The following is a 12,085-nucleotide window of genomic DNA, read 5'->3' on the forward strand; positions in this document are numbered from 1 at the left end:
AAACGTCCTCGCACACAATCTGAAATTCATTGACCTCAGCGGCTGATGCCCTGACTGTCAACCCCTATTCGAGGTGACTCAGTTTCATTTATGCTTGCGCTTTTTTCTTAGCCTTTGTAGTTTTTGTCCTGAATAGCAACAAGGGTTGAGAAAGCAGAAGGTGTCTGAAGAGTGAGATCTCTCCATGCCCCTGCCAGGGGTATTCGTCATTTTGGGCTGAGGCCAGTTCTTCGCAGCGCTAGCCTGAAGCTGTGGCCCGCCGTAAAACACAGAAGCCCGCTGAGGACCATCCCGCCCACTGGATCATGGGGGTGGTTCTCTCTTTCATTGCCTTTATTGCCCTGCCTGACCTTCGCCCATTGACTGGGCTCATCTTTCTCGGGGCGCTGATCGGTCTTCCTTTCTCTCTGTACGCCCATAAGCGCAGGCGAGCACGTACCCTGGCCCTCAGTGACCTGCGCGCGCTCACCCACCGCGAGCTGGAGTTGCATGTCGCGCAAGTCATTGACGCCCTGCCCGGCTGGAGCGCCCGTGCCAATCGCGGTACCAGTGACCAGGGCGCCGACGTGATCGCCACCGCGCCCGGCGGCGTCAAAGTGGCGGTGCAGGTCAAGCACTACACCAACAAGCTCGGCAACAAGGCCGTGCAAGAAGTCGTGGCCAGCAAGGCTATTTACGGCTGCGCACATGCGGTCGTGTTCACTAGTGGGCCGGGCTACACTAAGGCCGCTGTCGAGCTCGCCGGGGCCAACAAGGTTCCCTTATGGACCGCTCCCGACCTCTTCCGCTTGCAAGAGGCCGCCAGGATTGGCAAGGGCATGCCCCGTGACCTGCTGCCCCACGCGGGCGACTGGCTCGGCTAATCAGCCCCTTGGCATCACTTCTCTACAACACTGTGCCGCACGCCGGACGGCTGTGGGCGCATGACGCCGAACAGCCCCACCAGCAGGCAAACCCACGCGCCCAGTTCCACCACCAGCTGGCCTATTCCGGTCACTGCCAGCAGTTGCCCTGTCGCCACCGCCGAATACCCCCGCCCGGATGCCCACAGGGGCAGCCCGATGTTGACCCCGGTGCTCACCAGCCGCAGGAGACACAGTGCGGTCAACCCCACTACCACCCAAGTCAAGGCGGGGTAGACCCTGCGCCGCTGAGCCGCCATCACAATTCCGAAGATCCAGAGCGCCAGGAGCGGCACCTGAAAGGCGAGTTGCAACAGAATGGCCTGGACGTATTCCATACCACTCAGCTTGACCAGCGGCATGTCTGGCCATCAACCCACGGACTCAAGGCAAACCTCAATCCAAGGTGCTGTCCGAAGACCCTGCGAAAGGCTGCAGCATCATTGAGATCAGCGGCCGAACTGACCAGTGCAACCTTCAGTGCAAGCGCGCGAGCTGATGCAGAACCACTGTATTGGGGTAGTGCCAGAATCAATCAGGACTATGCAGAAGGAAGGAAAATCAAAAAACCCCGCACTAGGCGGGGCTTTGTGTCTGGTGGGTCGTGTAGGAATCGAACCTACAACCCGCTGATTAAGAGTCAGCTGCTCTGCCAATTGAGCTAACGACCCAGAGCGGAAGAAAGTATAAGGGGCCCAAAAGAGACTGTCAAGCCAAATCTGGCGCCAGCAGGCCCCGCACCGTCCCCGCCAGGTACAGACTGCCCGCCACCAGCAGGGTGCCGCCCGCCGGAGTGAGGGCCAGCGCACGGGCCAGGGCGCGCGTTGGGTCCAGATCAGCCTCGCCGCCGTACAGGGTGGCCAGTTCGGCGGGCGGTGCGGCCAGGTCGCCAGGTGCGGTGAACACCCGCACCGGGGCCACCGCCAGGAGCGGGGCCAGGGTGGCCGCCGTGTCTTTGCGGGCCAAGCCGCCAAAGAGCAGCACGTCGGCCGCCGGCACGGCCAGCGCCAGCGCCTGGGTGGCGTGGGGGTTGTGCGCGCCGTCCAGCAACACGGTCTTGCCCTGCACCCTCAGGCGTTCCAGCCGGGCTGGGTGGGCGGCCGTCAGCGCCGCCTCAACCCCTGAGTCAAAGCCCAGCGTGCGCAGGGTTGCGGCTGCCAGGGCCGCATTCTGAAGCTGATGTGCGCCGGCCAGGGCTGGAGGACGCGGCAGGGAAAACAGGGCCGGGTAGGTGGCAGGGGTCAGCAGTGGCGCCCCCTGTTCCTGGGCGACCTCCCTAATAACTGCCAGCGCCTCGCCTTCGGCCGTCGTCAGCAGCGGCACGCCCGGCTGCGCGGCCCCGGCTTTGTCGAGGGCGATGGCCGCCACCGTCTCGCCCAGGGTGGCGGTGTGGTCGAGCCCCACATTGGTTAGGGCCACGGCCGAGACGTGCTCCAGGACCTGCGTGGCGTCGCTCTGGCCACCGACGCCTGCCTCCATGACCGCCACCTCCACCCCGCCCTCCGCAAAGGCCTGACAGGCCAGGGCCAGCGTCAGGTCGAAAAAAGCGGCGTCCGGGGTGTGGGTCTGTGCCCAGGTAATAAAGGCGGCGGTGCGCTCTGGCGGCAGGTTCACACCGCCCAGCCGAATTCGTTCCTCGTAGGCGTGAAGGTGCGGGCTGGTAAAGCGGCCTGTGCGGACCCCGGCGGCCAGCAGGCCGGCTTCCAGCATGGCGCAGGTGCTGCCCTTGCCGTTGGTGCCTACCACGCGCACGCTGGTAAAGGCGCGGTCGGGTCGGCCCAGGCGGTCCAGCAGCGCCCGCGCGCCTTCTGGGCCACGAGCCCGGCCCGCGCGGGTGCGGGCATACAGCCAGGCGTAGTCAGGGGCAGTAGGGGGACGCTCGGACACAGGGCCAGGGTAAGACACTGGGGAGGCACCTGGCAGAGGGGGGCGTCTCTTCCTGTCCAGCAGCGGCCCGGCACCAGCGCAGGCCCCGCGTTAGCATGCAGCCCGTGACTGACCTTGCCGTGCAGAGCCGCCCCCCCCGCGTGGGCGTCGTGATGGGAAGCCGCAGCGATTTCGAGACCATGCAGGGCGCGCTGGACCTGCTGGGAGACCTGGGCGTGCCCTACGAGGTGCGGGTGCTGTCGGCGCACCGCACGCCGGCGCTGCTGCCCACCTACGGCGCGCGGGCCGAGCGTCTGAACCTGGCCTGCATCATTGCCGGGGCGGGCGGCGCGGCGCACCTGCCAGGAATGCTGGCGGCCTTTACGCGCGTGCCGGTGCTGGGTGTGCCGGTGCAGTCGCGCGCCCTGAGCGGTCAGGACAGCCTGCTGAGCATCGTGCAGATGCCCGCCGGGGTGCCGGTGGCCACCTTTGCCATCGGGGCGGCGGGGGCAAAAAACGCCGCGCTGTTTGCCGCGGCCCTGCTGGCCACCACCGACGAGGCCGTGCGCGCCCGGCTGGACGCCTTCCGGGCCGCCCAGACCCAGGCGGTGCTGGACCACCCTTTCTTTGATGGTCACCCCCAGGCGGGCACAGCATGAGCCGCGCTTCACAGCCCTCGCTGGGGATTCTGGGCGGCGGGCAACTGGCCCAGATGCTGGCGCTGGCGGCCCTGCCGCTGGGCGTGCGCGTGACGGTGCTGGAACCGGATCCCGAGGCTCCGGCCCGGCTGTGTGCCGCGCACCTGCGGGCCCCCTACACCGACCCCGCCGCCCTGGAGCAGCTGGCCGCCTGCGACGCCGTCACGCTGGAATTCGAGAATGTGCCGGTGCCGGCCCTCAGCGCCCTGCATGGCCGGGTGCCGGTGCGACCCGGCGCCGAGGTGCTGGCGCGTAGCAAGCACCGCGTCCGGGAGAAAGAAGCCTTGCGCGCGGCAAGGGCCGAGACCGCGCCCTTTGTTGCCATTGAAACGGCCGCCGACCTGGAGGGCGCCCTGGACCAGGTGGGCGGTCAGGGCATCCTTAAAACCAGTGAACTGGGCTATGACGGGAAGGGCCAGGCCCGCGTGACCACCACTGAGGGCCTACGCGCCGCCTGGACGGAACTGGGCGGCGTGCCCTGCGTGCTGGAGGGCCTGGTGCCTTTCGAGCGGGAACTCAGTCTGGCGGTGGCGCGCGCTCCCTCGGGTCAGGTGGCCTGCGGGCCGCTGGTGGAAAATGTGCACCGGGCGGGCATCCTGAGAAGCAGCGTCTTTCCGGCCCACGTGCCGGCGGGCACCGAGGCCCGCGCCCGGTCGCTGGCCGCCGCTGTGGCGGAAGCCTGGGGGCTGGAGGGGCTGCTGACCCTTGAGTTTTTTCAGGTGGCGGGCGGCGATCTGCTGGTCAACGAGGTGGCCCCCAGGGTGCACAACAGTGGTCACCTCACCCAGAACGGCGGCGCCTCCAGTCAATTTGAGGCCCAGGTGCGCGCCGTGCTGGACTGGCCGCTCAGCGACTGGCGCCCCCTGCACCCCTGCGCCATGGTCAACGTGGTGGGCGCAACTGACCCGGACGGTCAGCCGCTGCACCCTGACTGGGCCGGGATTGACGCGCTAGACGGCACCCATGTTCATCTGTACCACAAGGCGTGGCGCGCCGGGCGCAAGCTAGGTCACGTCAACCTGACGGCGCCAGATGAGGAAACGTTGCAGGCCCGCCTGGCCGAACTGCTGACGCTCATTCCGTAAAGCGGTGGCGAATTTGGCAGGCGTATGAGCGCCGGTGGTGGTGTGGGCTGGACGTACCGCTGCGGTTTCAGCGGCTGCATGCTCTGAAAAAGACCCAGGTAGGCGGGAGCAGTACATAGCGGGGCCGTGGTGTCGGCAGGGCTGGGGCTTTCCCAGGTCGCGCGTCCTCCTGTGATTTGTCTACACCCTGAACCTGTCTGCAAGCCCGCTGGGTGAGGACAAGTAGACACGGATAGCGGCGGCGCAGACGCTGAGAGCCATCTCTGATGGGAGGCTTTTTTGCAGCTCCCAGGACTCAGAACTGACGCTGCTGCACGACATTCCTCTCTTGAGATCAGGCATCCCTAGCACGCCTGTCCAGCCAGCTCATCCAGCCCACTCTTCCCTAGGGTATTGATACTGTGTTATCAATATCAAATATGACTGTGCTTTCTTCTCACTCGTCCCTGTCGTCCTCTGTCCCCATCACCGTGCTGTGCGGGTTTCTGGGGGCAGGGAAGACCATGCTGCTCAATCACCTGCTGACCCAGACCAGGGGCCGGAAAATTGCCGTGATTGTCAATGAATTTGGCGCCGTGAACATTGACGCCGATCTGGTGGTCAAGACCGATGAGGGCACCATTGAGCTGTCCAACGGCTGCATCTGCTGCACGCTACGCGGCGACCTGCTTTACGCCGTGGCTGATCTGGTCAACACGCGCGAACTGGACCACATCCTGATTGAGTCCACCGGGATTGGCGAGCCGCTGCCGATTGCCCAGACCTTCTGCCTCACCCCTGAGGAACTGGACCTGGCACCGGAAGACGGCCAGCCAGAGCTGCCCAACCTCATTGGCCGGGTGCATGTGGACGCGATGGTCACGGTGGTGGACAGCGCCCAGTTCTTCACGCTCTGGAACCGGCCCGACGCCATTCCCGGTGACGACCAGGAGCGGGGCTTTGGCGAACTGCTGGCCGAGCAGCTGGAGTTTGCCGACCTGGTGGTCCTGAACAAACTGGACCTGGCGGCGCCGGGCGATGTGGCGGCGCTGCGCGGGCTCCTGCGGCTTTCCAATCCGCGCGCCCGCGTGCTGGACGCCGTGCGGGGTCAGGTGTCGGCCGAGGACATTCTGGGGGTGGGGCTCTTTGACTTTGACACCGCCAGTCAGCTGGACGCCTGGATGGCCGAACTGGAGAAGGTGCACACGCCCGAGTCCGAGACCTACGGCCTGGGCACCCATATCTACCGCAGCGAGCAGCCCTTTGACCCCGTGCGCTTCACCGCTGCCCTGACCAGCGGCCTGCCGCGCAACGTCATTCGCTCGAAAGGCTGGGTCAACCTGGGGGACGGCGCGGCAACCCTCTGGAACCACACGGGGCGGCAGCTGGCGCTGGAACAGGCCGGCGAGTGGCTCTCGCCGGACCAGGCCTTCAGCGAGATCGTCTTTATTGGCCGTGATCTGGACGGCGCCGCTCTGGACGCCCTCCTGAGCGCCGCGGTGCAGCACCCATGAGGCGCGGAGCGGCGGCGACAGCGTTGCTGGCGGCCCTGTCAGTCGCCAGCGCCGCGCCGCTGAAGGTCACCGTGTCTTTTCAGCCGCTGTACGACGTGGTCGCGCGCGTCGCCGGAGACGCCGCCCAGGTGGAGCGCGCCGTGCCAGTGGGGGCCAGTCCGCACAGTTTTGACCCCACGGTGCGCGACATTGCCCGCCTGAAAACCGCCGATGTGGTCATCATGGCCGGGCTGGGCGCCGACGACTGGCTGGAGTGGTATGTGCGGGCCAGCGGCAGCCGCGCCGCTGTGGTCAAGCTGGGCGACACCCTGCCGTTTCCCCGGCTGCGCGCCGGCCGGGCCACCGACCCCCACTGGTGGCTGGACGCCGGCCTGATGGCGCAGGCGGCTGTGGCCGTGGGCGGCGCCCTGGCTCAGGCTGATCCTGCCCACGCCGCTGCCTACCGCCTGGGCGCCGAGCAGGAAGCGCGCTGCCTGACGGGGCTGCACGCCGAACTTGAGCGCACGCTGGCCCCGGTGCGCGGCGGCGCGCTGCTGACCTTTCATAACGCCTTCGGGTACTTTGCCCGCGCCTACGGCCTGCGGGTGGTCGGCACCCTGGCCCCGCTGCAAGGGCTGGAACCCAGCGCCCAGACGATGGCTCAGGCGGTCAAGACCATTCGTGTCCTAGGGGTAAAGGCCGTCTTTGCCGAGCCGCAGCTGCCCGCTGGCCCTGCCCGCGCCGTCGCCGCCGAAGCGGGCGTGCCTCTCTATGTGCTGGACCCCGAAGGCAGCGCCCAGACACCGGGCTACGCCGAGATGATGCGCCGCAACCGCGACACCCTCCTGCTGGCTCTGAAATAGCGGTCCAGCCCTCTCACCCACCCCGTTCGCCTTCTTTCACAGGAGTTTGACCATGCGCCCCATCCTTGTTTCGCTGACCGCTGCCCTGACCCTGACGACCCCCGCCCTGGCCGAGACCACTGCCGCGCGCCTGGTGGTCGCTGACGCCCGCACCCACGCCCTGAGTGTCATTAACCTGGCAGACGGCACCCCGCTGGCCAGCTTTGGCACGCCCGGCAAGCTCAGTGGCCTGTACGCTGGCCCTGGCGGCACCTACGCCTACGCCATTCACCGCGACGACGACCGCGTGACCGTGCTGCATTCTGGGCTGGGGGCCATTGACCACGGCGACCACCGTGACCTCGTGCAGAAGGCGCCCCACATCCTGGCCACCCTGAACGTGGGGCAGCAGCCCACCCACTTTTTTACCCACGGCGACCAGATTGCCATCTTTAATGACAAGGGCGGTGACGTCGCCGTCTTTGGCGAGCTGCTGCTGGGCAAAACGAATGACATGCGGCTGGTGAAGGTGGCGGCCCCCGACCACGGCGCCCCGGCCCTGCTGGGTGACGTGCTGCTGAGCGGGTATCTGGCCCTGAACCGGGTGGACGCCTACGACCTGTCCACCGGCCGCCTACTGAAGACGTTGGACGTGCCCTGCCCTGGCCTGCACGGCGAGGCGGTGCAGGGCGCGGTCGCCTACTTTGGCTGCACCGACGGCGTGCTGGCCGTGACTGTCCAGCGGCAGACGGTCAGCGCGCGCAAGCTGCCCAACCCGGCAGGCACCCCGGCGGGGACGCGGGTCGGCACGGTGGCCGCGCATGAGCGGAGTGCGGCGCTGTACGGCAACTTTGGCGCAGGTCTGGCCCGCTGGACGGCGGCCGACCCGGCCCTGACGGCTGTTGCACTGCCCGCTACGCCCCTCAAGTTTGCCTTCACTGCGGATGGGCAGCGCCTCGCGGTGCTGACGGCCGACGGCGCGCTGCACCTGCTGCACGCCCCCACCGGCCGCGTGCTGAGCAGCGCCGGACTGGTGGCCCCCACCGACCCGGCCGACAAGGCGGCTGTGCGGCCCACCATGACGCTGGGCGCCGCCCACGCCTACCTGACCAGCCCAGCCACAGGTGAGGTGCTGGAGGTAGCCCTGGCCGACCTGAAAGTCACGCGCCGGTTGGCGGTAGGCGGAACGCCGGCCATGCTGGCGCTGACCCAGGCCACCGGAGAGCAGCACTGAACTGGAAGGTGGGCAGGCTGGGGTCTGTGGCTGGCCCTGCGTCACATCTTTGGGCCGGGTCAGCGGCGCTAAGATGACCCGGTCAATGGGAAAACAGCTGGTTGGTGGGCGCCGGTCCCTGTGGGCTCTGGGCGCCGCGTTGGCCCTCGCACTGGGCGCGGCAGATGCCCGCACCTACACCGTGCAGGCCGGGGACACCCTGTACGCCGTGGCGCGGCGCATGGGTACGTCGGTCGAGACGTTGCAGCGCCTGAACAGCCTAAGTGGCGCGGCGTTGCGGCCAGGGCAGGTGCTTCAGCTGCCAGCGGCGTCGGGCGCGGGCCAGGCGACTGCGCCGCAAGTCACCGCCGCCCCGCCGGCGGCGCGCGCGGCAGCGATTCCGGCGGTTGCGGCGCCGCTGCCCGGCAGCCCCCGCCCGGACCCGGCCCAGGTGACCGGCCCACGGGCCTGGACGGCGGCGCCGCCCGCCACTGTGGTCAGTTTTATCGGCTGGGCCCTGACGGACCTGGGGCTGCCGGTGGGAGACGAGGCGCCCATTCGCACCTACCTGCCGGGGCTGTCCTTCAGTTATCAGACCTACAACAACTGTGGGCCCAGCGCGCTGTCCTCGGTGCTGGGCTTTTACCGGGTAAAGATCGGTCAGGACGTGATTCAGCGCACAGCTCGGCCTGGCGGCGGTTACATGCAGATCAGCGCCATCGCCCCGGAACTCTCCAAGTTTGGCCTGAATACCCTGACGGTGCGTCAGGCGCGGCTGTCACAGGTTAAGCGGCTGCTGGCGCTGGGCATTCCAGTCATCGTCTTGCAGTGGTTCGAGCGCACGGGACAGGTGCCGCACTTCCGGGTGGTGCGCGGTTACGACGACCAGGCCGGGCTGGTGTGGGTCAGTGACAGCATGGTGGGGCCGCTCGCCTACATGAGTTACCGCAGCTTCGACGTGCTGTGGAACACCCAGGGCCGTCAGATGTTCCCGGTGTACCCCAAGGGCTACGACGCCCTGGTGCGCCGTCTGGTGGGTCACAGCTAAGCAGGTCGCGCTGCTTGCTGGCTGTGCGCCGTGCCGACGGACGAGACCTGAAAGAATCGCCCGTGTGAGGTTCCATGCCCTCAGTTCTGGCTCCTACAGGCCACCATCCGCCCATCATGCCCCCTGCGTCACCCTGAATGCATGGACGCGTTGATTGGTCTGGTGGTGCAGCTGCTGGGGCTGCTGTTCTGGTCGGTGTTTGGGCTGGGGGTGCTGGGCGCCCTGCTGACCCTGTATGCGGCTGGCGTGGGGTGGCCGCCCCTGGTGGTGGCCGTGCTGGGTCTGGGCACGTTGGCCGCCTGGGGCTGGTCGGTGCGGGGGTGGTGGCGGGCCTGGCGGGCAGGTTAGGGCGCAACTGGCCTGCATCAGGTTGAGGGCGTCCCGTTTGCTTCTTGTGAGCACAGCCATGCCCATGTTTGAGGAAGAGGTAGCGGCCTGTACTGAGAGGCTGCACTGGCGGATGGCACCGTCCAGAGGTTGCGGGACTTCTTCTTGTGGACGTGCCTGAGCGGCCTCGCGAGACGGCGCAGCGGGGCGGGTCTTTGCTTGCCGATAGCAGCCTTCGTGCGAGAGCAGGTGGCGACGGCTCAGCGTCAAAGCAACGGAAAGCTGCTCTCAGTCTGCTCGTCTCAGGCCGTTACCCGCATGCTGGCACCCGGCGTGGACTGGCCGCGCAGCAGATCGGCCAGCACCGCCGCGCCGCGCACCACGCCCAGGGCCGGACGGCTGAACAGGGCGTTCGCGTCGGTGGCCCACAGCTGCCCCGTCTGGACGGCGCGTAGCTCGCGTCCCAGCAGGGTGCGGGCAAAGCCCAGATTCTCGGGCAGGTCGAAGCCGCAGCACATCACCACCACGACATCCGGGTCCAGCGCCTCAATCTGCGCCCAGGTGGCGCGGCCCGAGTCGGTGCCTGCCTCGCCCAGAACATTCACGCCGCCGGCGCGCTCCACCTGTTCAGGCACCCAGTGGCCGCCGTAAAAGGGCGGGTCTGTCCATTCCAGCGTCAGCACACGCGGCGCGTGGTTGACGGGCACCACGGCGTTCCAGTCTTGACGGGCCTGGGCGGCCAGCGCGTCGCCGCGCTCCGGCACGCCGGCGACGCCCGCCAGGGCACGCAGATCGTCCAGAATGCCCGCCACGCTGCGGCCTTCCAGGCTCAGCACCTGGGCGGCGGGCAGGCAGCCCGGCAGGTAGCGCACCGCCGTTTCAATGGTGCCGGGGGTAACCGCGCAGACCTCGCAAACCCCCTGCGTCACCACCAGGTCGGGCTGCAGAGTGTCCAGCAGCGGGCCGTCCACCTGGTACAGGGCGCGGCCCTCGCGCACCGCCTCGCTCACGGCGCGGTCAATCTCGGCCTGCGGGGCGCCGGCGTCCACGATCGAGCGGGTCAGCACCGGCTGGCCAGCCGCGCCGGGGTGGTCGCAGGAGTGGCTGACGCCCACGACCTGCCCGCCCAGCCCCAGGTCAAACAGCAAATCCGTGGCGCTGGGCAGCAGGCTAACAATGCGGGCAGGCGCAGTGAGCGTCATAGGGTCCCAGGGTAGAGCAGTCGCGCCTGGTCCACGTGAAGCTGGTGACGGTCGGCGGCACACACCATAACTCCCGTCTGATCAGGGGCGATTGGTCATCCTCCTGGTCTCTGCCCTGGTGTCTCCTGGGTCAGCGGCTGTCAGAAGGCAGGTCAACGTTTTGCAGGGTTCCTGCGCTGCCCTGTAGCGCGAGCATCTCCTGTATGCAGGTGAGGGCCTTCCAAGGGCGGACACGCCCCCTGCCGTCCCTGACCGAAGCGACGACCACAAGTTACGCCCGCCACTTATGCGCCCCTGTCAACAGGCCAGGACCATACCCCTGAATCTGAACTTGTCGTCCTCTTCATGCAGGGCTGCTCTTTAAGGTTGGCCGCACACAATGCCCGTATGCGAATCCCGAAACGTCTGCTGCTGGCCGCCGCTGTGGGGGCGACCCTCGCCCGCCGCGCCCTGACGCCCCCCTATGACCTCAGCGGCAAGGTGACGCTGGTCACGGGCGGCTCGCGGGGGCTGGGGCTGGCGCTGGCCCAGGAACTGCTGACCCGTGGCGCGCGCGTCACGCTGATGGCCCGCACCGAGGCCGACTTGCACCGCGCCCAGGCCAGCCTGAATGCGCCAGGGCGTGTCAGTGTGGTGGCAGGTGACGTGACCCAGGCGGCTGACCTGGACCGGGCCGTGGCCGAAACGGTGCGCGCCCACGGCCGCCTGGACGTGCTGATCAACAACGCCGGCATTATTCAGGTGGGACCGCTGGCCAACACCACCGAAGCCGATTTCCGGCAGTCTCTGGAGGTCAACGCTCTGGCGCCGCTGCGGCTCGTGCGCGCCGCCCTGCCGCACCTGCGCGGCGGCGGGCGCGTGGTCATCGTGTCGTCGCTGGGCGGCAAGGTGGCCGTGCCCCATCTGGCGCCGTATTCGGTCAGCAAGTTTGCCGCTGCGGGGCTGGGCCAGGCGCTGCGCGCCGAACTGGCCCGCGAGGGTGTGACCGTCACCACCGTGCTGCCGGGCCTGATGCGGACTGGCAGCCCCCGCAACGCTCCCATCAAGGGCCAGCAGGCGCGTGAGTACACCCTGTTTGCCACCCTGGACAACCTGCCGGGGCTGACTCTGGATGCCCATGAAGCGGCCCGCCGCATCGTCACGGCCCTGGTGCGCGGCGACGCCGAGGCCACCATTGGCGCCCCCGCCTGGCTGCTGAGCACCGCGCAGGCACTGGCGCCGCAACTGACCGCCGACCTGCTGGCGCTGGGCAGCCGCCTGCTGCCCGGCCCTGGCCGGACCACGCAGGCGGTGACTGGCCATGAGGTCGAAACCGCCCTGACCCGTGCCAATCCGCTGAAAAGTGCTGCCGAAGCCGAGTTCAACCAGAAACCAGCCGGACAGAATGGGGGAGAGGCTGAAGCTTAAGACACCTTGCGGCAACTCAAGCG

Annotated in this window: 12 protein-coding genes and 1 tRNA gene; 9 read left to right on the plus strand and 4 right to left on the minus strand. The window is 68.0% G+C overall.

The genetic code is table 11. The features are described 5' to 3' along the window. Nucleotides 1-251: 251 nt before the first annotated feature. On the plus strand, nt 252-863 hold the full coding sequence (locus K7W42_RS08555; RefSeq protein ID WP_224573897.1) for a restriction endonuclease: 612 nt from the start codon (nt 252-254) through the stop codon (nt 861-863). 14 nt (nt 864-877) lie between these two features. On the opposite strand, the gene K7W42_RS08560 is transcribed toward K7W42_RS08555, so the two are convergent. The 3 genes from K7W42_RS08560 to K7W42_RS08570 form a co-directional block, all read right to left on the minus strand. Beyond that, the gene (locus K7W42_RS08560) at nt 878-1,264 is read right to left on the minus strand and encodes a hypothetical protein (RefSeq protein ID WP_224573898.1); all 387 of its coding nucleotides are present in this window, start codon (nt 1,262-1,264) and stop codon (nt 878-880) included. Between the two features lie 233 nt (nt 1,265-1,497). Then, a tRNA-Lys gene (locus K7W42_RS08565) sits at nt 1,498-1,573 on the minus strand. 37 nt (nt 1,574-1,610) lie between these two features. Next, nucleotides 1,611-2,789, minus strand: coding sequence for a glutamate ligase domain-containing protein (locus K7W42_RS08570; protein ID WP_224573900.1), 1,179 nt, complete (start codon nt 2,787-2,789; stop codon nt 1,611-1,613). Nucleotides 2,790-2,929: 140 nt separating this feature from the next. Between K7W42_RS08570 and purE the strand changes: the two genes are divergently transcribed. The 7 genes from purE to K7W42_RS08605 all read left to right on the plus strand — a co-directional run bounded on the left by purE (nt 2,930) and on the right by K7W42_RS08605 (nt 9,474). Then, nucleotides 2,930-3,427, plus strand: coding sequence for a 5-(carboxyamino)imidazole ribonucleotide mutase (purE, locus tag K7W42_RS08575; protein ID WP_439648859.1), 498 nt, complete (start codon nt 2,930-2,932; stop codon nt 3,425-3,427). Further along, complete coding sequence (purK, locus tag K7W42_RS08580; RefSeq protein WP_224573902.1) at nt 3,424-4,551, plus strand: 5-(carboxyamino)imidazole ribonucleotide synthase; 1,128 nt, start codon at nt 3,424-3,426, stop codon at nt 4,549-4,551. Before purE ends, purK begins: the two co-directional genes overlap by 4 nt. A gap of 419 nt (nt 4,552-4,970) precedes the next feature. Further along, on the plus strand, nt 4,971-6,044 hold the full coding sequence (locus tag K7W42_RS08585; protein ID WP_224573905.1) for a CobW family GTP-binding protein: 1,074 nt from the start codon (nt 4,971-4,973) through the stop codon (nt 6,042-6,044). Further along, the gene (locus tag K7W42_RS08590) at nt 6,041-6,886 is read left to right on the plus strand and encodes a metal ABC transporter substrate-binding protein (protein ID WP_224573907.1); all 846 of its coding nucleotides are present in this window, start codon (nt 6,041-6,043) and stop codon (nt 6,884-6,886) included. Before K7W42_RS08585 ends, K7W42_RS08590 begins: the two co-directional genes overlap by 4 nt. A gap of 52 nt (nt 6,887-6,938) precedes the next feature. Next, the gene (locus K7W42_RS08595; RefSeq protein ID WP_224573910.1) at nt 6,939-8,099 is read left to right on the plus strand and encodes a hypothetical protein; all 1,161 of its coding nucleotides are present in this window, start codon (nt 6,939-6,941) and stop codon (nt 8,097-8,099) included. An 85-nt stretch (nt 8,100-8,184) separates the two neighbouring features. After that, complete coding sequence (locus K7W42_RS08600) at nt 8,185-9,126, plus strand: LysM peptidoglycan-binding domain-containing protein (RefSeq protein ID WP_224573912.1); 942 nt, start codon at nt 8,185-8,187, stop codon at nt 9,124-9,126. Nucleotides 9,127-9,267: 141 nt separating this feature from the next. Then, nucleotides 9,268-9,474, plus strand: a complete 207-nt coding sequence (locus tag K7W42_RS08605) for a hypothetical protein (RefSeq protein ID WP_224573914.1) — start codon at nt 9,268-9,270, stop codon at nt 9,472-9,474. Nucleotides 9,475-9,755: 281 nt separating this feature from the next. Here the strand turns inward: K7W42_RS08605 and K7W42_RS08610 are convergent, their stop codons facing one another. Beyond that, nucleotides 9,756-10,655 (minus strand): cobalamin-binding protein, encoded by a 900-nt coding sequence (locus tag K7W42_RS08610; RefSeq protein ID WP_224573918.1) that lies wholly within the window; start codon nt 10,653-10,655, stop codon nt 9,756-9,758. A gap of 387 nt (nt 10,656-11,042) precedes the next feature. On the opposite strand from K7W42_RS08610, the gene K7W42_RS08615 reads away from it, so the two are divergent. Then, on the plus strand, nt 11,043-12,062 hold the full coding sequence (locus tag K7W42_RS08615; RefSeq protein WP_224573919.1) for an SDR family NAD(P)-dependent oxidoreductase: 1,020 nt from the start codon (nt 11,043-11,045) through the stop codon (nt 12,060-12,062). Nucleotides 12,063-12,085 lie beyond the last annotated feature (23 nt).

It is taken from the genome of Deinococcus betulae (assembly GCF_020166395.1).
Classification (GTDB): Bacteria; Deinococcota; Deinococci; order Deinococcales; family Deinococcaceae; genus Deinococcus; species Deinococcus betulae.